Origin of the sequence: Psychromonas sp. MB-3u-54 (assembly GCF_002836415.1) — a bacterium.
Classification (GTDB): Bacteria; Pseudomonadota; Gammaproteobacteria; order Enterobacterales; family Psychromonadaceae; genus Psychromonas.
Window position 1 is genome coordinate 1 of sequence record NZ_PJBP01000088.1, and the last position, 24,706, is coordinate 24,706.

A 24,706-nucleotide genomic window follows, 5' to 3' on the forward strand; every position below is an offset into this window, starting at 1 on the left:
TCACCCGCCTTATCAGTCCACGGGTATTCATCTAAGACAACTTGATGATCAATAAATATTTTTTTATTTATCTTGTCGATATCATCAATTAAAGGAGAGCCTGATAAATCAATTAAAGATGAGACTGATATATCCGCTAATTTTTTTCCGATAACTTGATCAGGCGAGAGATTAAACAGCGCTGAAAAATGGCGATTACAAGCTAAATATTGTCCGTATTTATTTTTAAAATAGATGGGAATGCTGAGAGACTCCAGGACGACTTGAACCTCATCAGTAAAAATATGTTCAGGTTCAAAGGATAATCCGATCTCTTGGGAGTGGTCATCTGCAGCCAGGTAGGTTGTCTTTAATAGGGGAAAATCTGCTTTGATTTTATCTTTTAAATCTGAATTAAGGGGCCATTCTGAGATAAGGTGGCTAACACTATTTTCCGACAAAGTCAGGTAGAGTTGCTCTTCACTCACTAAATGAAAAACCTGATAGTTATCTTTTTTTTCATTTAGTGAGTGAAGTAATGTATTAACAAGGGAAATGTTCTCACCTAGATATAATACATTTTCAATAAAATTAGACAAAAAAAATCCTCTACTTGCAAAAAAATAATCACCATTAAATCAATAAGCAATACCTAATACAAGGGGTGAAGGAGAACTAACATTCTACCTTCTCTTTCTGCGATCGTTACGCTATTTCTTATGCAGTAAAATTAGTTATTTGCGCGTAAACTAACGCCTTACGCGTTTCTCAATAGCCGCATACACGCTATCTTCATGCCATTCGTCCGGGTGCAAGAACGTTCTAAAGACACGCTCAGGGTGAGGAATAATAAGCGGAACAACACTATCCTTAGAGATCCGAGCAGTAATCAAAATACTGCTCGGGATACTCAGCATCGTGATTAATGAAGCGCAGAGCATTTAAAAAAACAAATGATTCTCACCTTTACCCACACCTGATCACAAGTAGCCAAACTGGAAAATGAATTTTAAAGACCGTGATTATTTGCGTTTATTGCAACGCAGGTAAAAAGTGGCTTCAGGGCCGCTCATCACTTTTTCCTGAACAAAGTTTGCTTGTTCGGCAGTGTCGAGACCATCACTGACGACATTAAGACTTAAGCTGCGGGCAAAAAATTTAAAGCATTGTAATTGTAGCTCGCTCGCTAAAATGCCTGAACCACTGTTAATCTGCGAGTCTGATATTTTTAAGTTTTTAACACCCAGACGATGAATCAAATCGAGAACATTAGCGTCTATGCCTAAATTCGTTATGGTTAAGGTAATGCCCATTTTATTAAGATTATCCAGATTCGACAGAATATCTGTTGTGGCGTGCTGCAGAACAGTCCTATCCACTAGAAATTCAAGCTGCCCGGTTGAGCAGCCGGTTTCTTTTAAAATTGTTTGCAGCTCGGCAATGAAGCTAATTTGAGATAATTGTATGGTGAATAGATTAATGGCAATCCGGCCAAATTTAATCTGCGCTTTTTCCCAGGCAACCGCTTGTAAACCAGCTTTACGAATAATTTCCCAACCTATCGATACTAATAAATGACAGCCTTCAGCCACACTCAAAAAGCGCTCCAGCGTCAACATTCCACGCTCGGGGTGATGCCAATGCAGTAAGCCTTCCAGCGCAACAATTTGGCGGTTATTAAAATCGAATTGCGGCTGGTAATACATAACAAACTGCTCTGACAATAATGCCTGCTTTAACTCTTGTTCTAATGCGAACTCTTTATTTAAACCAACCGTCAAGCTAGCCGTATAAAAATTGAATGCTGCATTTCTGTCGCTTTTTCCACGCTGCATCGCATTTTCAGCATTTAGAAACAGGGTACCAGCATCCGTCCCATCATCAGGGGAAACACTGATACCTATACTTGCGCTAAGATTTGTATAACTGTTTTCTATAATAAACGCGCGGCTAAACTGCTCTGCTATTTTATGTGCAACCATAGCAGCATCGAATTCATTGACTAATTCGTCGATGATAATAATAAATTGGTCATTACCATAACGACCCAGAGTATCTTTTCCGGAAACACAGTTGGTTAGACGCTCAGCAACCTCCTTTAAAACCTTATCACCGGCATTATGACCATAGTGATCATTAATTTCCTTAAAATGATCAATATCAACTAACATTACCGCTACTGCGCTCTCTTGATAATTAGCGCGTGTTATTTTATCTTCCAATCGGCTGAACAGGGAGATTCGATTACATAATCCGGTTAACGGATCCTGTTTTGATAAGAAGCTGATTTTTTTATCTGTTGTTTGAAAATGCGTTAAATCCGTATAAGAATAGATCCGGTCAATGCTGTTTTCATGAATGTGCTCCACCGCATAGACCTCTAACCAAGCGTAATAAACATTACCATTCTTAGTGCGATAGGTGATATCTCCCTGCCAGGAACTCTCTGTTTCTAAAACCTGCTCAATATTTTTATAATACTCATCATTATAGTTAGTAGAAGCCAATAGGTTAATCTCTTGCGCTAACAGCTGGTCTTTACTATAGCCGAAAAGAAAACAGGCATGATCATTGGCTGAAATGATGTGACCGTTCCCGTCGGTTACGATCAGTGCTTCTCTACTGTGTTCGAATACAACATCGGTAATTTGAAGACGCTTCTGCATTCTTAGCTGCTCGGTCAGATTCCGTCCGACAGTTGCGACCCCTTGTACATTTCCATCTTTATCCTGAATAGGTGATTTTTTTATTTCAAGAAAATAACATTCATTATCGTGCGCGGTAAAAAAACCCTTCCATGTATAAGGCTTATTATTTTTTATAATATATTTGTCGCGTTGTGCCGCTAATATTGCCTCATCCAATGGAAGAAAGGCAAACACGCTTTTGCCCACAATATCTTTTTCCAAACCACCAGTAAATTTTTCATACTGCTTATTACAACTCAACAATAGCCCTTCTAAGTCTCTAAAAAAGATAATGTCCCGAGAAGTATCAGCAGTCGTACGCAGCATGACACGCTCTTTTTCTAAGAAAAATTTTGATTTATTAAGCTCGGTTATATCAAAAACAAGTCCACTTTGAATTTTTTTGTCGGCGCTGTACTCTTTCTGAAAAAGAAGATCACGCTGTTCACCCGCCTTATTGATCCACGCGGATTCATGCAGGACAATCTGCTGCTCAATAGACATTTTTTGATCTATTTTGTCGATATCATCGGCTAAAGGGGAATCCAATAGATCAGCTAACTTTTTTCCGATAACTTGAGCTGGCGTGAGGCAGAGCAGCTCGGAAAAATGGCGATTACAGGCTAAATATTGCGCTTCTTTATTTTTAAAATAGATAGGAATACTGAGAGAGTCTAAGACGATTTGAACCTCATCAGTAAAAACATTCTCAGGGTCAACGGATAACCCGGTCTCTTCGGCTTGGTCATCAGGATTCAGGTAGGTTGTCTTTAATAGGGGAAAATCTGCTTGGATTTTATCTTTTATTTCTAAATTAATGGGGAGTTCTGAAATCAGGTGGCTAACACTATTTTCCAATAAAGTAAGCAAGAGTTGCTCTTCACTCACTAAATGAAAAACTTGATAGCTATCTGTTTTTTTATCCGCAGTAAATGAGTTAAAAAATGCCTCAGCAAGGGGTAGATTCTGACCCAGATATAATACATTTCCAATAGAATTAGACAAAAAAAACCTTACTTAAAAAATAATCACTATTAAATCAATAAGTAAAATCTAATGCAAGTACAAAGGGAGAACTTAACCTCTCCCCTTGTCTTTTTTGTGCAGTTAAGCTAATTTTTGTTTAAGCTAACTGCTTACGCGCATTTCTAAAGATCCGCATCCATGGGCTATCTTCCTGCCACTCGTCCGGATGCCAAGAGTTTGCAACCGTTCTAAAAACACGCTCAGGGTGAGGCATCATAAGCGTAACACGGCCATCCTTAGAGGTCAGACCAGTAATGCCATTTGGCGATCCATTCGGGTTAGCGGGATACTGCTCGGTATGCTCACCATAGTTATTAATAAAGCGCAGGGCAACTGAGCCACTTGCTTCGATGGCTTTTAAATGTGCCTGATCTTGTACTTCAACACGGCCTTCTCCATGTGAAACCGCAATCGGCATAGTTGACCCCGCCATTTCATTTAAAAACAATGAATTGCTTTTTTGTACTTCAACCAGACTGAATCGTGCTTCAAAACGTTCCGAGTTATTACGTACAAAACGCGGCCATAAATCAGAACCCGGAATTAATTCTTTCAGGTTTGATAACATCTGACAACCGTTACACACACCTAAGGAAAAAGAGTTCTGACGCTCGAAGAATGTCTGGAATTGATCCCGTGCCTGAGCATTAAATAAAATTGATTTAGCCCAACCTTCTCCCGCCCCTAATACATCACCGTAAGAGAAACCACCACAAGCAACCAAACCTGCAAAGTCAGCAAGCTGCACATCACCCGATAAAATATCGCTCATATGAACATCTATTGCCGAGAAACCAGCGCGATTAAAAGCAGCACCCATCTCCTGCTGTGAATTGACTCCCTGCTCGCGCAAAATAGCCATGCGCGGTAAAACACCCGTTGCAATATAAGGAGCCGCAACATCTTCGTTGATATCAAAGGTTAAGTTGGCGCTTAAACCAGGATCATTATCATCTAATTTTTGCTCAAACTCCTGTAAAGCACATGCAGGATTATCACGTAATGCCTGCATTTTATGGGTAGTTTCTGCCCAAATCCCGCGGAATTCAGCACGTGAACCAACCAGCACATCATTTCCATCACGGGTAAATTCGATTTGATCGCTATTATTAAGTCCGCCAATGACCATTGAATTTGTCGCTAAACCATGACCTGCCAGTATATTTAATACCGCTTCTTTATCTTCAGCAGAGACCTGAATAACCGCGCCCAACTCTTCACTATAAAGCGCGCCAAAATCATCACTGCCAAGCTGATCCAATCTAACCGTCACACCGCAATGCCCTGCAAAGGCCATTTCAGCGATCGTCGTAAATAAACCGCCGTCACTGCGGTCATGATAAGCAAGCAGCTTCCGCTCTGCTACTAAGGTTTGCAGTGCATTAAAGAAACCTTTTAGCTGGCCGGGACTCTCAACATCGGGCGTCGTATCACCCAGTTGTTTATAAACCTGTGCCAGTGATGAACCACCCAGACGGTTTAGACCATTACCTAAATCAATCAGGATAAGGCTGCTATCGTCTTGATCGGTGCGTAACTGCGGGGTGACCGTATTACGAATATCTTTGACCGCACCAAATGCCGTAATAATTAACGACAGAGGTGAGATAACTTCTTTATCAATATCCCCTTCCTGCCAGCGTGTTTTCATCGACATTGAATCTTTACCGACCGGAATAGCCAATTCCAGTTCAGGACAGAGTTCTTCACCGACCGCTTTGACAGCAGCATATAACCCAGCATCTTCGCCGGGGTGACCCGTTGCAGACATCCAGTTAGCAGAGAGTTTAATACGTTTAAAATCACCAATATCAGAACAGGCGATATTAGTGATTGATTCTGCCACCGCTAAACGTGCCGAGGCTGCAAAATTAAGCAGTGCCACGGGTGCACGCTCTCCGATTGCCATTGACTCACCAAAGTAAGTATCGTAGCTGGCAGCGGTTACCGCACAGTCAGACACCGGCACCTGCCAGGGGCCAACCATTTGGTCACGGGCAACAAGGCCTGTCACACTGCGGTCGCCGATAGTGATTAAAAATGTTTTTTCGGCAATCGACGGCAAGCGCAGCAAACGCTCAGCGGCATCCTTAATACTTGCACCCGATAAATCTAAGGCTTTACCCTGTGCGCTTTGGGTAGTCGCTTCACGATGCATTTTAGGCGCTTTACCTAATAACACTTCAAGGGGCATATCGATGGGATAGTTATCAAATTCTGAATCATGCAGAGTCAGCTGCATTTCTTCGGTGGAATCACCAATAATCGCATATTCAGCACGTTCACGCTGACAGATAGCTTCAAATACGGCGAGGTTTTCAGGCTTAACGGCCAACACATAACGTTCCTGAGATTCATTACACCAGATTTCGTGGGGTGCCATGCTTTTTTCATCGTTAGCAATAGCGCGTAAATTAAATTTACCACCACGACCGGCATCATTAACCAGTTCAGGCATAGCATTGGACAGACCGCCCGCGCCAACATCGTGAATAAATTGGATTGGATTGTCGTCACCCATCTGCCAGCAGCGGTCGATAACTTCCTGACAACGACGTTCCATTTCCGGGTTTTCACGCTGCACAGAAGCAAAATCTAAGGCTTCTGATGAAGATCCTGAATCCATTGAGGAAGCAGCCCCGCCGCCTAAACCAATGTTCATTGCCGGGCCACCTAGAACGATTAATTTAGCGCCGACCGGCACCTCTTTTTTCTCCACATGGCTACGACGAATATTACCCAGACCGCCCGCTAACATAATAGGTTTGTGGTAGCCTCGAATCTCTAAACCGTTATGGCTTTCTACCTGTTCTTCGTAGGTTCTAAAATAACCGAGGATATTAGGGCGACCAAATTCGTTATTAAATGCAGCGCCACCAAGCGGTGCTTCAAGCATAATATCTAATGCGGAAACGATACGCGAAGGTTTGCCAAAATCCGTTTCCCAGGGTTGTTCAAATTCTGGAATACGCAAATTGGAAACAGAGAAACCCACTAAACCCGCTTTTGGTTTAGAGCCGATACCCGTTGCGCCCTCATCACGAATCTCACCACCGGAGCCGGTCGCAGCGCCGGGGAAAGGAGAGATAGCCGTTGGATGATTATGGGTTTCAACTTTCATCAGAATATCGATATATTCATGGTGATAGCCATATTCACGCTCATCAACACTTGGAAAGAAACGACCCGCTTTTTCTCCCGCCATCACAGCTGCATTATCTTTGTAGGCAGACAATACAAAATCAGGCATTTTTTCGTGCGTATTACGGATCATTTTGAACAGAGATTTAGGCTGTTTTACGCCATCAATAGTCCAATCTGCATTAAATATTTTATGGCGGCAATGCTCGGAGTTTGCCTGTGCAAACATCATTAATTCAATATCGTTGGGATTACGCCCCAGTTTAATAAAATTTTCTACCAGGTAGTCAATTTCATCATCGGCCAATGCAAGGCCCAGACTTTTATTGGCAACTTCAAGAGCAACGCGCCCGCCGCCTAATACATCAACACTGCTCATCTTAGCGGGAGAACCCTGTACAAACAGTTTTTTGGCATCGGTAAATGAAGTCAGTACGACTTCCATCATACGATCGTGCAATAATGCAGATAAGGTTTTAATCTGCTCGAGCGTTAGTGCCGACGTAGTTTCAACGTAATAAGCAATACCGCGTTCTAAGCGTGCCACCTTGGCAAGTCCGCAGTTATGGGCGATATTAGTCGCTTTTGAGGACCAGGGTGAAATGGTGCCCGGACGTGGTGTAACAAAGAGTAACTGACCTAGCGGCTCATGCTCTGCAATTTTAGGCCCGTAAGTTAATAGTTTTTGCAGTACCTCTAATTCTTGGTCATTTAAAGTCTCAGTTAAATCAGCTGCATGCATATATTCTGCATATATATCTTTTACAGGTAGATTTAATGCCTCACAGTTTTTTAGTAACTGATTAACACGAAATGTCGATAAGGCGGGAGCCCCACGCAAAATTTCCATAGGTAATTTCTCTCATAAGATAGATAAATGAACTTGGGTTACGCCAATTACAACGAAAAAGTGTTACAGTTAGGCTCTTCTATTTTTAATAGAATTGCCTTCACATCCAGACCTGTTTGACATAATTGGTATTAATAGCCGTATTATATGCATAAAGCATTTTATATTAAATAGAAACCCTCTATAGTCGAACTTAATTTATTTTTGATAATGTTATCTTCGCAACATTTCCCTGGAAATCCAGACGACTCCACTCAAAAATCATTATATGGATCTAAAAATGCCTTTTATAAAATTTAAGCAACCAATAGCCTGGCTCTCTTTTAGTTTTTTATTGTTATTGCTAACCGCCTGCAACCCTTTTTTACAGACCACTCACTTAGAAAACATTCAAAAGCGGGGTGATATCATGATGGGGACGATTAATGGATCCTTAACTTATAGTTTTGACGGCAGTGTTTACAGCGGCTTTGACTATGAACTGGGCAAACAACTCGCCGATGACCTGAAGGTTAAATTAACCATTAAAGAATACCCGACATTCGAAGCGTTATTTCAGGCTTTAGATAATAACAAAGTAGATTTTCTCGCTGCGGGCCTCACCTTAACCCCCAAAAGAGCACAAAAATATCGCAGCTCACCTCCCTATTATTTTGCCTCTCAAAAATTAGTTTATCGCAAGGGCAGTTATCGTCCTCGGGAAGCCGCTGACATTAATGCCCCGGTTTCTGTTCTTAAAGATAGCAGCCATCAGGAAACACTGGAAAAGCTGTTAAGCACCATGCCTGAACTTGAAGTTAATATTCTAGAAAACGCAGATCAGGAGACCTTACTGCGAAAGGTCGCCGAAAAAGAAATTACCTTTGCCGTTGTTAACAGCTCAACACTGGCGCAAAAACAACGTTATTATCCGGTTTTAACGGAAGCCTTTACGATCTCGGAAAAGCAACCTGTCGCCTGGTTATTGAAGCGTCATCAAGATGATACGCTGTACTCTGCCATCATTGAATTTATGGGTAACAGATACGATGACCAGAGCATCGCTAAGCTTGAAGAAAAATATTTTGGTCATGTCAGGCAGTTTGATTTTGTTGATACAAAAGTATTTTTACGACGCAACCAAAGCACCCTGCCTGAATTTGAAAGTTTATTTAAAAAACATGCCACATCGACGGTGGATTGGTTATTACTCGCCGCGGTCAGTTATCAGGAATCGCATTGGGATCCCAAAGCAAAATCACCCACGGGGGTGCGCGGCCTGATGATGTTAACCCTTGATACGGCAGATTATATCGGCATAAAAAACAGATTAGATCCTGCGCAAAGTATCAAGGGGGGCGCTGACTATTTAACACTGCTTATTAAGCGTCTACCCCAGAGTATTCCCAAACATGAAAAAATCTGGTTTGCATTAGCCAGTTATAATCTGGGTTACGGGCATGTAATGGATGCCAGGCGGATCACCCTGAAAAGAAAACAAAATCCTGATGCATGGTCAGATGTTAAAGAAAATTTGCCACTGCTTCATGAAAAAAAATGGTATAGCCAATCCCGATACGGTTATGCGCGAGGCCGGGAAGCCCAACATTATGTCAACAATATCCGTCAATATCTCAAAACATTAACCTGGTTTGTCGCGGAGAGAACAAAACGGCAAGCTGAACAAAAAATCGAACTGGCAGCAAAAGCCAAGCTTGCAGCTGAACAAAAACTGGCAGCAAAAGCCAAGCTCGAAGCTGAACAAAAAAGCAGTCCGGCAGAAAAAGCCCAGCAGGAGGCTGAACAAAAAATCGAACTGGCAGAAAAAGCCAAGCAGGTGGCTGAACAAAAAATCGAACTGGCAAAAAAAGCTAATCAGGAGGCTGAACAAAAAAGCAGACTGGCCACCAAAGCCAAGCTAGAAGCTGAACAAAAAATCGAACTGGCCACAGAAGCCGAGCAGGAGGCTGAACAAAAAAGCAAACTGGCCGAAAAAACCAAGCAGGAGGCTGAACAAAAAATCGCACTGGCCGCAAAAGCCAAACAGGAGGCTGAACAAAAAAGCAAACTATCAGCAAAAGCCAAACTGGAAGCTGAACAAAAAATCGAACTGGCCGCAAAAGCCAAGCTTGCAGCTGAACAAAAAATCGAACTGGCCGCAGAAGCTAAGCTTGCAGCTGAACAAAAAATCGAACTGGCCGCAAAAGCCAAGCTTGCAGCTGAGCAAAAACTGGCTGCTAAAGCCAAGCTTGCAGCTGAGCAAGCACTCGCCGCGAAAGCCAAACTGGAAGCTGAAAAAGCACGTCAGGCAGCTCAAGAAAAGAAACGGGCAGAGCCCAAAGAAGAGCCTGAAGTCGCGACAGCAGATATAACGAAATAAAATAACAGGCAAGTAAGGCTCAATGGTGGCTGACGAAGAGTCTGAATAATATCTAATGATAATGTCAGAGCTGCAAACGCTAAGCAGCCCCATTGAGTGAAAAACAAGTTAATCTTCACTCTTGCACTTTTTGCATTGCAATTATTATGAAAAACTAATGTTAGCAGGGTTGTAGGTTGATTGTACCGTTTTTATATCATTCGGAAATAAAGTGTGAATAACGATTTAAAACAAGGAGTTATTCAGATTTTGTCTACATAAAAATATATCTTCATTATCGTATTATTGAATTATTGAATTATTGAATTATTGAATTATTGAATTATTGAATTATTGAATTATTGAACATTTCAAATGGTCGATAAAAAAATAATGAATAAAGTGTTATTTTTTTAGATCTAATAAATCTAAGTCGCTTTCGCTCCAAAGCGTGCCAAAAACTTACTAAAAATGACCAAAATCACTCAGCCACAGCAACGATAATATGTGGCACTGTGGAAAATCACTTTATTAACGATTCTACAAAACGAGGTAGGTCTTCCGTTTTATAACAGGCATCATGTTTATCAATATCACTTCGGTTAACTAAAATAGTACGCATTCCTAAAGCTTTTGCGGTAAAAATATTTGATATCTGGTCATCGTAAAAAGCAGCATCAGAGGCTTCAAAACCAAAGTGCTGGCAAATAGTATTAAATGCATGAGGATCAGGTTTCATTTTGTAATCAGTCAGCTCTACACTAAAAATACCATCAAAACAGTCATATAAATCAATATGTTTTAAGACTCTTGTTGCATAAGGCAGTGGCGAGTTGGTAAACACATAACGTGATTTTTTAAGTGCATGTAATGCGTCTTTAAGCTTTGTTGCTTTTTCAACCTCATCTAAATTAACCTGATGAGAGAACTCAGAAAACTTATTAAGATCGACACTTGGATAATCTAATTGAATCCCTCTTATCGTACCACCATAACGTTGATAATAGCTGTCACACAGCACATGAGATTCTTCAATGGAAATAGCTAGTTCATTGCTAATAAAACTGCGCATTCTAGGGGCTATTTGCTCTAAAATGGCATTTTCAGGGGGATACAAGGTATTATCAAGGTCAAATAGATGGACATCACGCTCTAATAATGGGGTCAAAGGACTGCCTCTTTGTTTATCAGTAAATTGAGATACTATCACTATTTCTTTCAAAAGCTCAATGTAGTGAAATAGTAGTTTTTGTCATTAGTTGAGGGCGTAATAGTAATATTTTCTATCTCGCTTTGCCCCTAAGCGCCATAGAAACCTAACTCGCAAAAACTCCAAAGCAATTTAGAATCTTACAAAACCATGACCAGATCTACTCAGCTACCACGCTCAAACCGATCTGAGTCACCCGTTTGAATTAGGCGTTTATCAGTCCTTAATAAAGCAGATATATTCATTGAATATCGACTGACAAACCTTGCACACTAGAATTTATTTATGAACACTTATACAATGCAGTGAAACGTTAAATAAAGGATGAATTAGTTATGTCTGAGAAAGTAATTCAATTCGAATTTGAAAAGCACAATAAAAACAGTATTCGCTATAAAGAAGTCCCCGAAAATGGGCTGCCGCCTATTTTAGGATCTATCTACGTTCAAAAATGGTTTGCCGGCGAGAGTAAAAATATTGAAGTAACGATTAAGACAAAAGACTAAAGCTAATGAATCAAGCTAAAAAAAACACCTATGCCATTGCTCAATTAGGCCATCCAGTACTGAGGCAAAGAGCGACCGAAGTTGAAAATGTGCTTACCGATGAATGCCAGCAGTTAATTGCTCAAATGATGTTGGCGGTATCAGAAGCCGGTGGTGTCGGTATTGCTGCACCCCAAATTTATCATAGTGTGCGCATTTTCATTATCAGCTCTAAACCCAATGCCCGTTACCCATACGCGCCATTAATGGCACCAACAGCGATCATTAACCCTGAAATATTGCATTATTCCAGTGAGAAAGTAAAAGGCTGGGAAGGTTGTTTAAGTGTGCCCGGTATACGCGGTTTAGTACCAAGATATAACCAGATTAGTGTCGGTTATGTTGACCGGCAAGGTAATCTGCAGCAACAAGAATTAACGGGTTTTATTGCCCGTATTTTTCAGCATGAATTAGATCATTTGAACGGCTTAACTTTTATTGATCAGTTAGAATCGACGCAGGATTTAATCAGTGAAGTTGAATGGTATCAACAGTTCGCTTCTTCTTCATCAACAGAGGACACCGAGTTAAAGAAGGAAAATACAAAATAATAACCAGCTTCTGTTTTAGCCTTTACTCTGTGTAGCGCGTAGCGCCTCTGTGGTAGTTCCTTTAAAATTTTCACAAAAAATGCACCACACACACTTGATCATCAAAATGAATGTTCGTATTTAAGTCCGAAGGCACTAGTCATAAATCAAGCTATGTACTAAGAATGAAAGCATTCAATTTTAGCTCGATAATTCATTTTTTAAACGGGCAGAGTAGAATCAATTAATTGTTTTTTTAACAGTTTTTTTTCTAAACGGCGGCGTTTAAAAAAGGCGCTTATTTTTGCTGCACTTTGCTCGGCCAAAACACCTGCAGTGACCTCCAGCTGATGATTTAATTGTTCACTCTGCACAAGGTTAAATACTGAGCCCGCAGCACCTGTTTTATAATCACCAGCACCATAAACAAGACGCTTAATGCGCGCATGCACTAATGCACCCGCGCACATCGCGCAGGGCTCTAAGCTGACGTATAATGTACAGTCAATTAAACGGTAGTTTTGTGTTTTTTGACCCGCACTTTGTATTGCCATGATCTCCGCATGAGCACAGGCATTATGGTTGATAATGGACAAATTCCAACCTTCCGCCACTATTTGATTGTCTTTAACAATAACCGCGCCAACGGGGATTTCACCTAATGACTCGGCTTTATCTGCTAAAGAAAGGGCGTAGGCCATCCATTTTTGATCATAGTATTGCTGCGTGTCATTCGACATTATAAAACCAGTGAATAATAGATTTCAGTTAACCTGTCCCCGTAAACCAGAAATAACCACCCCGCAACCGCAAGATAGGGACCAAAGGGCATTGGCCGGCTCTGTTTATCCTTGGAGGCTAATAAAATAACAATACCGATAATCGCCCCGGAAAAAGAGGACAGTAAAATAATAAGCGGTAATGCCTGCCAGCCGAACCAGGCTCCTAAAGCCGCTAACAGTTTAAAATCACCGTATCCCATTCCCTCTTTGCCGGTAACAATTTTAAATCCCCAATAGATAGACCAAAGCGTTAAATAACCAAAGATCGTGCCTAACACCGCACTGCTTATATCGGTAAAAGTGCCGGAAACATTTATTAACAGACCTAACCACAATAACGGCAGCGTAAGGCTATCGGGTAATAACATGGTATCAAAATCAATAAAAGTCAGGCTTATTAATATCCAGGTAAAGACTAAAGCAAATAATAATGGCCAACCAAACGGCACCAGATAAGCAACAGCCAAGGACAATATCGCAGTTAATAATTCAATACTTGGATAACGTTTGCTGATTTTACAGCTGCAATGCTTGCAGCGGCCCTTTTGTAACAACCAGCTAATCACCGGGATATTTTCCGTTGGACCAATCAAATGCTGACAGTTTGGACAACGCGAATGAGGTAAGACAAGATTAAACGCATCCGGCTCAATCTTGATATTGGCATCGGGAAAAGAATCCGCACATTCCGCTTTCCATTCCCGCTCCATCATCACCGGCAAACGATAGATAACTACATTTAAAAATGAACCTATCAACAAGCCCAGAATAGTAACTACTCCATAAAGGTATGAAGGGCTATGCTCTAACAAGATGACAATATCATTCATAAAAATGAACCTATCAACAAGCCCTGAATAGTGACTCCATAATGCTCTAACAAGATAACAATATCATTCATAAAACTGGCTACTTTCCGTTACTGTTAATCTGCTGCTGGCGGGCATATTTCATCATCGCTAAAAAAGAAGGCGATTTCTTTTGCCGCAGAAGCGGGACTATCGGATCCATGCACCGCATTACAGCGGGTAGATTCAGCAAAATCGGCACGAATTGTACCGGTAGCCGCTTGGGTCGGATCGGTTTGACCAATCATTTCACGATATAAACTGATCGCATTTTCAGCTTGTAAAACCTGCACGACCATTGGTCCGGAAGTCATAAAATCAATTAAGGGTTGGTAAAATACTCTGCCTTTATGCTCCGCATAAAAAGCCTCGGCTTGCTCACTGCTTAGGCGAACCATTTTTATTGCAACAGGCTGTAAGCCAGCCTTTTCAAAACGCTCTAAAATTGTACCAGTAAGGTGTTTACCTACGGCGTCGGGTTTAATGATTGAAAGTGTTCTTTCTAATGGCATAATGATGACTTAAATATTAATGAACAGAACGCCTAATATAACCGTATAATCCCTCGCCATCAATAAGAAGATGAATAGATGAAACGCAATCTCACACTTCTATCAACAAAAATGATACTTGCTGTTTATTTACCAACCTTGATTATCCTGATCGGACTATTGACGACTTTCCCCAAATCAGCTCAGCATTTAACCGTATCGGATAATAATGGACAGCTTTATTTACAAAGCTGTCCTGAACTTGCGGCAGTAAAACCGGTTTCCGGTTCAGCACAAAAACTCGAACTTCCCTTTACCCTGTTGAATTGGAATATCTTCAAACAACAAAATATAAACTGGCAAAAAGCGCTGCAAAAATGGAGTCAAAAATCTGACCTGCTTACCCTGCAGGAGATAAAATATTCTCCCGAATTTATAAATTTCAGCAGGATTAACAGCTTATTTTATTTTCAAAATAACGCTTTCCAATATCAGAATGTTGTCTATGGAGTGAATACTCTCAGTAAAGTTGCACCCAGTTATGTTTGCGGTACACGTTACGGTGAACCCTGGACAATTATTCCAAAAACAGGATTAGCAACCATCTATCCGTTAGATAACCTTCCGGGTTCATTATTACTTATCAATATTCACGGGGTAAATTTTACTTTTACGGCCGCCCCTCTTGTTGATCAGATACAACCTTACCTAACACTGATTAAATCTCATGCAGGACCCGTAATATTCAGTGGCGATTTTAATACCTGGTCTGCTCCGCGCTTAGAGCAGGTTGCACAAATATTACAACGGGCGGGTTTTCAGGAAGCATTAATGGAATATGATCAGCGTACTACTGTTTTTGGCAAGCCCTTAGATCATATTTATTATCGCGGGTTACGGGTGGTGGATAGCGCAAGCTGGGCAACTGAAACATCGGATCATAACCCTCAAATTGTCACTTTTACTCTCAAACAGCCGGCAATAAAAATAAAAAGATAGACCGAATCAAGAGGGTGAATGAAGAAGGAGTGCGTTACACCGAAACTAAAAAAGATCATCGTAACTGCAACACTTTTTGCTTATTTAACTTATTTAATCTAGGAGAAGGTATTGCTGACTCAAGTCAGCTGCCTCTTTCTATTCGTTTCTGCAAGATTAAAACGCTGGCTAGCCTTTATGGCTGCGCAACAAATCTTCCATATCCGATACAATCAGCGGTCTGCTAAAATAATAGCCCTGCATTTCTTCGCAATGATGCTGACGTAAAAATTCCAGTTGAGATACCTCTTCCACACCTTCGGCTATCACTGTTAGCCCCAGATTATGTGCCATCGAAATGATCGCCTGAGTAACCGCAGCATCGCTAGGTTCAGTGGTCACATAGGTAATAAAGGAGCGGTCAATCTTAAGCTTATCAATCGGGAAACGTTTCAGATAACTCAGGCTTGAATAGCCGGTGCCAAAGTCATCTATCGCCAGATTAATACCTAAGTCTTTCAGTTTATGTAAGGTCTCGACAGCACCTTCAACATCGTCCATCAACATATTCTCAGTGATCTCGAGCTCCAGACAATGGACTGGCAGGCCAGTCTCTAACAGCACTTTTGATACCAGTTTATCAAGGCTCTGTTTAGCGAACTGCTGCACTGATATATTCACTGCAATCTGAATCTCAGGCAAGCCGTCATCTCGCCATTCTTTTACCTGACGACATGCTTCTCTGAGCACCCACTCACCGATCGGCGAAATTAATCCGGTCTCCTCCGCAATCGGAATAAATTCAACAGGAGAAACCATTCCAAGTTCAGCACTATTCCAACGAAGCAGGGCTTCGGCACCGGTAATGCGCCCGGTCGGAATATCAACCTGCGGCTGGTAGTTGATCGAAAGCTCTTTATTATCAATAGCGTGCCGTAAAAAACTTTCCAGTTCCAGGCGACGTTTCGCCACAACATTCATGGAGTTAACGAATAGCTCATAGTCATTTTTGCCCGCACGCTTAACGTAATACATTGCGGCATCGGCATTTTTAAGCAGGTTATCAACATTTTCACCATGATTAGGGAAGATAGCTATACCAATACTGGGGGTGACAACAATATCATGACCAGAAAGGTTAATACTGTCCCCGATCGCATTAAGTACTCGTTTAGCTGCATATTCCGCATCTTTTATTTTTCCGATCTCGGGCAGTAATACTGTAAATTCATCGCCGCCAAGACGGGAAATCAGATTATCATCTATTGCATGGTTAAAATTCGTACCGCAGATACTGTCGCTGCCGCGAACAATATCGGTTAACCGTTTGGCCACTTCCTGTAAAAGCTGATCACCGATGCTGTGCCCAAGGGTATCGTTAATTCTTTTGAAGTTATCCAAGTCCAGAAATAAAACGGCCCCAAGGTGACCATACTGTTGTGCCCGTTGCATGGCTAGCTCAACCCGTTTCCGAAAGGCATTACGATTAGCTAATCCAGTAAGGCTATCAAAGTGAGCCAATTGAAGGATTTGGTCTTGCGCTTGTGTCAATTCAGTGACGTCAACCACGGTACCCGATAACACCTTTGCAGCACCGTTTTCGTCATAGAACACTTCAGCCTGATGCTGTACATGCAGGCGACTGCCGTCAGCCTGATTAATACTATGATTCCAGCCCCCTCGCTGCTCTCCCTTAGCACTATCCCGCAGCCGATGAACCCAGACCATGAACTCTTTTCGTTCGCCAGGTGGCAGTCTGCTGATAAAACCGCGAAAGCTTGGTTTAGCAACCCCCCGACGAAACCACAGCATATGAAAAAGCTGTTCTGACCAGTAAATTTCATTATTCTGAAGATTCCACTCCCAATTGCCCAGACGAGCGATGCGTTGCGCATTACCTAAGCGTGATTCACTTTTCTGCAATTCCTGTAATTGCTCGGTAGTGTCACTGGCCCTTACCATGTAGCGCAATCGGTGTGCCAGAATCTTCCAATTGAAGGGTTTAGTGACAAAATCAGTGGCACCTGCTTCATAAGCCTGACGTACCGAATCCAGATCGTCCTGTCCGGTCGCCATCAGTATCGGTACTAATTTACCGCAGGGAAAACGGCGCAGCTGCCTGCAGACTTCAAAACCGTCTATGCCCGGCATTTCAACATCCAGCAGCACAATATCCGGCTGTACCGCCTCAAATAATTCTAATGCAGCAAAGCCATCTTTTGCTTCTATAACAGCAAAGTTTTCTTTACTCAACGCCTGACGGGCCATAAGCCGGGCTGTGACATCATCATCAACCACTAATACTCTGGTCAATTTAATGGCTCCACTGTTCATCTGAATTTTCTGCATTATTGTTCTCTTTAATTTTAATTAATGCCTTCCTGACCCGTTGATATTCTCCTTCGATACTTGTGCACAGCGATGCTGCCTGCTCGAGATCTTTATCCCGCACCCTTTTTTCCAGCGTTTTACACAATTCAGCCAGCTTATGAGCACCCAGATTATAGCTACTGGATTTGAAGCTATGGGCTGCCTTGCGTAGCGCTTCAGGATCGGAGCTTGCAAGCCCCTGATTTAACTGTTCGATATCAACAGGAGACTTTTCCAGATAAGCCTCAATAATACGATTAAAGAAACCATCGTTATCATCCATCTCCTGAAGCTGCGCAATAGTTGCAAGCAACAGCGGCGCATCCGAAGGCTCAGCAGCTTCTGTAGCCGTCGTTTTATCAGCAACCATTTCAGACTCAACAGCCTTCGTCGCAGTCGCGTCCTTAATCATCATAGGTTCTGTCGCAGTCGCGTCCTTAACAACCACAGGCTCAACAACGGTAATAGAGCCTGAAGCATCCGGAAGCCAGCGCCGCAGCCGCATCACGATTTGCGCTTTATTGAATGGCTTGGACAGATAATCATCCATACCTGCACTGATGCAGCGCTGGCGATCTTCGATCATAGCGTTTGCGGTAAGGGCAATGATCGGCAGACGCGGCGATCCTTTTTCCAGCTCTTTCTGACGGATTAGAGCCGTTGCCCGATAACCGTCCATCACAGGCATCTGACAATCCATCAATACCAGATCATAGTGCTGTTCTTGTAATCGCTTCAGTGCTTCGACACCATTCCCGGCCACATCCAGCTCGACACCTACACCACTCAAAATCTGCACAGCGAATTCCTGATTAACCGGATGATCTTCCACCAGTAGTATCTTACCCTGCAGTGCTATCGGTTGTTTCTCGATCGTGCTTACGGGCAAAGCACCATCACTCAAAGTCTGATCAGTAGGCTTTAATTTAAGGTCAAACCAGAAAGTAGTTCCGTGACCTAACTCACTGCTAAAGCCGATACTTCCCCCCATCATTTCTATCAATTGTTTGGATATAGCAAGGCCTAACCCAGTACCGCCATAATTACGGGTGGTCGAACTATCAGCCTGAGAGAATGACTCAAAAATCCTATTCTGATTCTCAGGCGCAATACCTATGCCAGTATCCTGCACTCGAATCTGCAATGATAACGCCGTCTCCGACTGTTCAAAAATAACCGCAGACACCAAAACTTCGCCTTGCTGAGTAAACTTAATCGCGTTGCTGATAAGATTAGTTAATATCTGGCGCAAGCGAATCCTATCGCCCAGCACCCAGGTATTCATTTCCTGGGGCAAATTGTAATTTAGCTGTAATCCTTTTTTCTTAGCCAGAGGGTCAAGCGAAGTAACCAAATGCTTAATCAACTCCTGCAATTGTAAGGGGTGGTTGTCAATCTGCAGTTTACCCGCCTCAATTTTAGAAAAATCCAGAATATCATTGATAATATCCAGCAATCCGAAGCCGGAGGATTTGATCATTTCCATAAAACGACGCTGTTCGCTGCTCAGTTCGGTTTCCAGCACCAGCTCAGTCATACCCAGCACGCCGTTCATTGGGGTACGAATCTCATGACTCATGGTCGCCAGAAATTCACTTTTAGCCTGGCTGGCCTTTACCGCGATCTCTTTTTCATGCAGTGCCTGCTGGATACTCTTACGAATAGATGACTCCATAAAGACAAAAGACTCTGCCAGACGTCCCACTTCATCGCTATATTTCATCGCCAGACGGTTAATTTTTATGGTGTCGGGGTTTTGCTGACTGAAATCCTGGGTTGGTAATGCCTTAGCATAAGACGCCAGGGTGTTCAGCGGACGAGATATACGAAACACCATAAGCAGTGCGGCAGCTAAACCTAGCAGAGAAATCAGGGCAATAATAATACTCTGCCGCTTGATCAGGTTTTTACCCGGTGCTTTGATTTCGGCCTTCGGGACGACCACGCCCAGATACCAGTCGAATGCTTTAAAGTAGCTGGTGAAAACTTCGACCTCACGATCACCGGAAAAGGGATCGTGATAACTGAGGGCGCTCTTATTTTTGCCATTTGCGGCAATAATATTATCCAGTACGCTGCTGTATCGCGGCAGAGACGGGTCCCTAAACTTATCTAAGCGATCTCCCGGAGGGGCAATAAGAATTTGTTTATCGCCATCAAAGAGAAAAGCATAGCCGGTTGTTGCTATCTGAATCTTAGTAAAAGTCTGGGTCAGGGTAGCAATAATACTGTCCATCTTACGCTGGCTTTCCTGCTCAACATTATCAAAGTTGACAATCACAGCCAGGGTCCAGGGCCAGCCATTGACGGGCATAAACTGCCCCATAAATTGACCCGGCGTTGTTCGCCCTGGTTTATGCCAGGAAAAAATCGCCGTATCGCCGCGCGGTCCCAGCTCATCGTTCCGCATGGCTTCATAAATCAAACGCCCTTTAACATCCCGAATACCATTAATCGCCGCACCATCGAGCTCCGCTTGATTAGAAGCAAGAATAGTACCCTTGTGATCAAACAGAAAAATGTCACCGTTAGGATAATCAATTTTAGATAGCCAGCGCTTTGCTCTTTGCTGCGTTTCCTCTTCGGGCAAACTGCCATCTCGACTCAGCTGCATAAATTCACGCAGCACAGAATTACTTATTTTGGCAGTCTGTACCATCTCTATTTTTAACTGTGTCAGCAGCTCAATTTTGTCACTGATCAGTTGATCATAACTACTGCGAATATTCAGTTCGGCCAGTTGCAGCACATTTTCAGCCGATGACTGCTCCGCCCGAAGCATAGCCTTACCGACATCACGTTGAGTAAAGTACAAAGTAGCCGTAGAGGTGATCACCAGCACCAACAGGATCAGCGCCATCACCTTAAATTTCAGCGAAGTAAAAATCATTGCGGAAGCTCAATCTGCCAGTATAATTTATCCGCTGCAGCAAGCAGGTCGGCATTGACGTACAGACCTATCTTTTCTGCAGTTTTCATATTCATGATCATACTGAACGCCCCCTCAAAGTGCTGTTTCAGATTGCGCGGTTTAGCACCATTGATTATTTGCCCGACATTTTCAGCCACAAACATTCCTTCCGGCCCGGCTCCCGAGCGCGGGATCAGACTCATCAGGAGACCATAACGCACTTGCAGTTCTCCATTCTGTGCGAATGTTGGAATATCAAAGCGATTAGCGGTTTTTACAAGCTTGGGGATGGTTTCGGCGTTTACCCCCCCTTGAGTGGAAACAAAAAGAGCATCGACTTTCTCTGCCAGCTTATCGAAGCACTCTATAACACTTTGATCCACCCGCTGTTGATCAGCAATATCACTCTGGGTATAACAAGGCACTATTTCATAGTCCAGCTCTGCCGAGGCCTGCTCGATAAAATCCATACCCGCGTAGCTTCTGCCACTGACTGTATTTTCATAAAACACGCCCAATTTTTTAAATTCGATCAGCTGGTGAAAAACCTGTATTTGTTGTGATAGAAGATGAGGATCGTAACTGGCAAAAATATGATCATAACCTGGATCATTCTGGCTTTTAATAATACCAGAATGCAGGGGATCCGAAGTAGAAATGACAATAGTGGGTGCCCGATGAAGATTATTGGCCAGATCCTGCCCCGCCCATGTGCCCATAGCAAAAACCATATCAATATCGTTGCTCTTATTGAGCCTTCCGGTCAGGCTTTTACGAGTTTTTTTGCGGGCAATATCGTTCCAACCGGCTGAATAGTAGCCATCGGCAACAAATTCCAGATACTGGCTGTTAATATTATGCGACAACCACTGCCACAATTTTTTGCTATCTTTCTCGGGAAAGTCAGGTAGATAAAATGGTTCAATCCAGCCTAGCTGGCTCAGACCTTTGGCCGTTGCATACAGATAATCATAATAAGATTTGTAGTCACCACCCTGATAGTAAGCGATACGCCAGCGTTGATCTGGCTGAGATTGCGGACGACTGCTAAAATCCCCAGCATTCGCAATCGCCGTCAGGACAGTGCAGCACAGCACCAGCCAGATAGAAATTCTTTGTATTTTTTTCATGATTTATCAGTACTCCTGCCTGCAGCTAATATCAATAGCCGATTTTTTATATTATTTTCTGCTCTGAATTTCGTGGTAAATCTCATCGGCTGCTCCCAGTAATAAAAGGGGAGGATTAAAACCGATGATCTTTGCTGTTTTCAGATTCAGTGCCACCTTTGGAGGTTCCTCGAAAAGTTGAGCCAATTGCCCAGGCTTCGCGCCATTGAAGACTTTAGCAATTGTGGAGGCATGAAAATCGCCTAAATAGCGAAATGCTGCGCGCGACAGGCTCAATAGAAATCCATATTTAACTTCCTCGGCACCAGACTGAGAGAATGTTGGTATCCGGTACTTATTAGCAATCTCTACTAATTTAGGAATACTGTTAGAAGTCACACCACCTTGATTGGTCACATATATTGCTTCAGCACTCTTAGCAAGCAGCTCAAAGCAAGAGATCACACTGGCTTCAGCTATCGCCTTTTCACTGATATCACTCTGCGTATAACAGGGAACAATTTCAAAGCCACGTTCCTTTGATAGTATTTCAATCGAATCAATCGCAGCATAACTCCGGCCGCTGGCGCTGTTTTCGAAAGCGATTCCCAAATGCTTAAATCCTACCAATTCATGGAAAAGCTTTACCTGACGAGCAAATCGATTTAAATCAAGCGTTGCATGTAAATGCTCATAACCAGAGTTATCAACACTTTTGATAATGCCAGCGGCCAGAGGATCGCTGGCAGACAAAACCAACGTGGGGGTTGTATGGCGATCATTTGCCAGATCTTGACCTGCCCAGGTTCCCATTGCTATCATTAAATCAATATCCTGCTTACCCTTAAGTCGATCAATTACTTCTGTAGAATACTGCTTACGCCGCTTTTCATCCCAGCCAGCCGAATAGTGCGCATTCGAAACAAACTCGATATAATCACTCTTAATCTGTGTTGCTAACCATTTCCAGAGAAGATCTGTATTTTCACCCTGCTGAGCAGGGATCACTTGATCCTCAATCCAGCCAAGTTTCATCAACCCCTTTACAGTGGCGCTAAACTCTTTTTGGTAGTCGGTATATTCCCCTCCCTCGTAATAGCCAATACGCCATCGCTTTCCGTCATTTAATACGGGGTCAGTGCTAAAAGAGAGCTTATCTCCTACCTCAGCTATGCTGGTGAAACTTATAAGAGCACAAATAAAAATGTAGAGAACGTTTCGAATACAATACATGGTAATTCCGCCTATAGTTATGATCTATTAATACTTTGTTATACAAGTAGAGCCTCTCTAATTATCTAAGTACTCAGCCTTAGATCAGACAGTTACTACGTTGCCAGCAAAATAACATCCTAGTTGATCTGCCAACTGAGCATACCAATCCTCAGATATGACTTGATCTGGAGCTGCATCAGCGACTGTTTCTACCAAAGATGCCTTATGTGCGTCATGTACGGTCATCTCGACAATGTTACTGATATGGTCATTAAGCGACATCTCTGACGCTATCATTTCTAACTGGCCAACTGGGTGTAAGGCACCATGCGCCCATTTGCGCATAACTGTCTGCATACCTGACAAATATTTATCCGTAGGTATTCCCTGAATATACGGGATCAACGACCTATGTCTGCCATGTTCTTCGATAGACTTTACGAGCCCCTGCTGAATAACTGGCAGGTAATCGGCTTGATAATAACCACCCGCGCAAGTTACACCTCGAGCAAAAGCCAATACAAAGAAACAGGTAAAGGTCGACGGTATCAACCTTTTAGTCTCCAAGCTATCTATCAGGTTGCTTGCTGTCAACTCTACTTTGTGCTGCACTCCTGACTCGCTGATCCCTATTAAGCATAGTAGATCAGAACTTTTATCCAAAAAAAGCGGGACTCTTCGCCCTGCATCGTCTATCCACCAAAATAGAAAACTTCCTGTAGATTTAGTCGGATTAATCCGTAAAGAATCCGCAGACAGAATACGGTTTTCAAGCCCTTCGGATTGCCAACAACCTCGCGCATCATCTAGGTTAGCAAGCAGTATTTTTAGAAAGTCCGCATCCAGCATTAACAGCGATGCCATAGAGGTCGCCGACCTAAGATCACGGACCAATAAGGTACGAACAATCTCTTCTTGTTCCAAATATAATAACTGCGATGCCTCACCATCGTGAAACAGCCGTTTCCAGAGCAGACTGTTGATCACAACAGCCTGCTCTGAGTAGGAAGAAAGGCCCAATACTTTCGGGCTAGAATATTCAGATTCCAACACCGACATTAAAGCCTTGCCAGTCGCAGCTAAGATTAAATTATCACCCACCATTTTACGAGTGGACTTTTCCGCTCGTTCAACAGCTCCTTTCTCAAAAGGTCCTGTCAACGAGACAGTCTCGTTTTGTCGACGTTTTGGAAAGAGAGGCAAGCGGATAGGTATTCCAGCACGCTTAAACTCAGTTGTATCATAACACAATATCCCGCGAGGATAGGTCAGGTTATTCAATGGAATAGCGCCACAGGCCAGCACAGGCACTGTCTTAGCCTTTTGACCATTGGGCAGTTTGCGCTGACTGAACAGCAGTGTTCCCTGCACCGATTGGGCGAAGTAGTCAACGCCATGGTGGTTAGCCGTCAGCACCACCGGGCTCTGTTTCAGCTCTTCCCGCGCCATTACGGCGACCTCCTCACCCAGCAGGGGTAAGGCATATTCATAAACAGCATCAGCCAGATCGTCGGCTGACTGGTAGCGCTCGCTGGCGGTTTCAGTCACCACGTCAAGATATTCGCTCAGCGACAGTTCACCGTACAACTCCAATGTTCGGTCTACAACCGGCAGGCGCTTTCTGATCTCAGCCATATAGTATTCGATCAAAGAGTCATTTCCCGTGACACAGTCGTCTTTATTAAGTGTATTCATA

General features: G+C 42.8%; 16 protein-coding genes. 4 read left to right on the forward strand and 12 right to left on the reverse strand.

Going from position 1 to position 24,706, the window contains the following annotated elements; translation table 11 throughout:
• The 3 genes from CXF72_RS02095 to purL all read right to left on the reverse strand — a co-directional run.
• Positions 1-578 (reverse strand): PAS domain-containing protein (locus CXF72_RS02095; RefSeq protein ID WP_157823174.1); only part of this gene is annotated, 578 nt, incomplete at its 3' end.
• A gap of 423 nt (positions 579-1,001) precedes the next feature.
• Positions 1,002-3,671 (reverse strand): sensor domain-containing protein, encoded by a 2,670-nt coding sequence (locus CXF72_RS02100; protein ID WP_101036530.1) that lies wholly within the window; start codon positions 3,669-3,671, stop codon positions 1,002-1,004.
• Between the two features lie 118 nt (positions 3,672-3,789).
• Complete coding sequence (purL, locus tag CXF72_RS02105; RefSeq protein ID WP_101036532.1) at positions 3,790-7,683, reverse strand: phosphoribosylformylglycinamidine synthase; 3,894 nt, start codon at positions 7,681-7,683, stop codon at positions 3,790-3,792.
• A gap of 280 nt (positions 7,684-7,963) precedes the next feature.
• On the opposite strand from purL, the gene mltF reads away from it, so the two are divergent.
• On the forward strand, positions 7,964-10,042 hold the full coding sequence (gene mltF / locus CXF72_RS02110) for a membrane-bound lytic murein transglycosylase MltF (RefSeq protein ID WP_232784854.1): 2,079 nt from the start codon (positions 7,964-7,966) through the stop codon (positions 10,040-10,042).
• Between the two features lie 502 nt (positions 10,043-10,544).
• On the opposite strand, the gene CXF72_RS02115 is transcribed toward mltF, so the two are convergent.
• Positions 10,545-11,189: a pyrimidine 5'-nucleotidase gene (locus CXF72_RS02115; protein WP_101036535.1), complete on the reverse strand. Its 645-nt coding sequence runs from the start codon at positions 11,187-11,189 to the stop codon at positions 10,545-10,547.
• A 377-nt stretch (positions 11,190-11,566) separates the two neighbouring features.
• On the opposite strand from CXF72_RS02115, the gene CXF72_RS19505 reads away from it, so the two are divergent.
• Together CXF72_RS19505 and def are read left to right on the forward strand one after the other, a co-directional pair.
• Positions 11,567-11,737 carry a hypothetical protein gene (locus CXF72_RS19505; protein WP_198552477.1) on the forward strand — a complete coding sequence of 57 codons (171 nt, stop codon included), beginning with the start codon at positions 11,567-11,569 and terminating at the stop codon, positions 11,735-11,737.
• Positions 11,738-11,742: 5 nt separating this feature from the next.
• Positions 11,743-12,327 (forward strand): peptide deformylase, encoded by a 585-nt coding sequence (gene def / locus CXF72_RS02120; protein WP_101036537.1) that lies wholly within the window; start codon positions 11,743-11,745, stop codon positions 12,325-12,327.
• 200 nt (positions 12,328-12,527) lie between these two features.
• Here def and tadA read toward each other — a convergent pair whose 3' ends face one another.
• The 3 genes from tadA to ndk form a co-directional block, all read right to left on the reverse strand.
• Complete coding sequence (tadA, locus tag CXF72_RS02125; RefSeq protein WP_101036539.1) at positions 12,528-13,046, reverse strand: tRNA adenosine(34) deaminase TadA; 519 nt, start codon at positions 13,044-13,046, stop codon at positions 12,528-12,530.
• Complete coding sequence (locus tag CXF72_RS02130; protein WP_101036541.1) at positions 13,046-13,918, reverse strand: prepilin peptidase; 873 nt, start codon at positions 13,916-13,918, stop codon at positions 13,046-13,048. Before CXF72_RS02130 ends, tadA begins: the two co-directional genes overlap by 1 nt.
• A 95-nt stretch (positions 13,919-14,013) precedes the next feature.
• Positions 14,014-14,448: a nucleoside-diphosphate kinase gene (gene ndk, locus CXF72_RS02135; RefSeq protein ID WP_101036543.1), complete on the reverse strand. Its 435-nt coding sequence runs from the start codon at positions 14,446-14,448 to the stop codon at positions 14,014-14,016.
• Between the two features lie 78 nt (positions 14,449-14,526).
• Between ndk and CXF72_RS02140 the strand changes: the two genes are divergently transcribed.
• Complete coding sequence (locus tag CXF72_RS02140) at positions 14,527-15,426, forward strand: endonuclease/exonuclease/phosphatase family protein (RefSeq protein WP_101036545.1); 900 nt, start codon at positions 14,527-14,529, stop codon at positions 15,424-15,426.
• Between the two features lie 168 nt (positions 15,427-15,594).
• On the opposite strand, the gene CXF72_RS02145 is transcribed toward CXF72_RS02140, so the two are convergent.
• From CXF72_RS02145 to CXF72_RS02165, 5 genes are all read right to left on the reverse strand, one after another.
• The gene (locus CXF72_RS02145) at positions 15,595-17,754 is read right to left on the reverse strand and encodes a putative bifunctional diguanylate cyclase/phosphodiesterase (RefSeq protein WP_232784855.1); all 2,160 of its coding nucleotides are present in this window, start codon (positions 17,752-17,754) and stop codon (positions 15,595-15,597) included.
• Positions 17,720-20,665, reverse strand: coding sequence for a cache domain-containing protein (locus CXF72_RS02150; RefSeq protein WP_101036547.1), 2,946 nt, complete (start codon positions 20,663-20,665; stop codon positions 17,720-17,722). The genes CXF72_RS02145 and CXF72_RS02150 overlap by 35 nt, the downstream gene beginning before the upstream one ends.
• Positions 20,662-21,816 carry an ABC transporter substrate-binding protein gene (locus CXF72_RS02155; protein ID WP_232784856.1) on the reverse strand — a complete coding sequence of 385 codons (1,155 nt, stop codon included), beginning with the start codon at positions 21,814-21,816 and terminating at the stop codon, positions 20,662-20,664. The genes CXF72_RS02150 and CXF72_RS02155 overlap by 4 nt, the downstream gene beginning before the upstream one ends.
• A gap of 51 nt (positions 21,817-21,867) precedes the next feature.
• Positions 21,868-23,028, reverse strand: a complete 1,161-nt coding sequence (locus CXF72_RS02160; protein ID WP_101036552.1) for an ABC transporter substrate binding protein — start codon at positions 23,026-23,028, stop codon at positions 21,868-21,870.
• A gap of 84 nt (positions 23,029-23,112) precedes the next feature.
• A complete protein-coding gene (locus CXF72_RS02165; protein ID WP_101036554.1) occupies positions 23,113-24,705 on the reverse strand; it encodes a hypothetical protein in 1,593 nt (530 codons plus the stop codon).
• Position 24,706 lies beyond the last annotated feature (1 nt).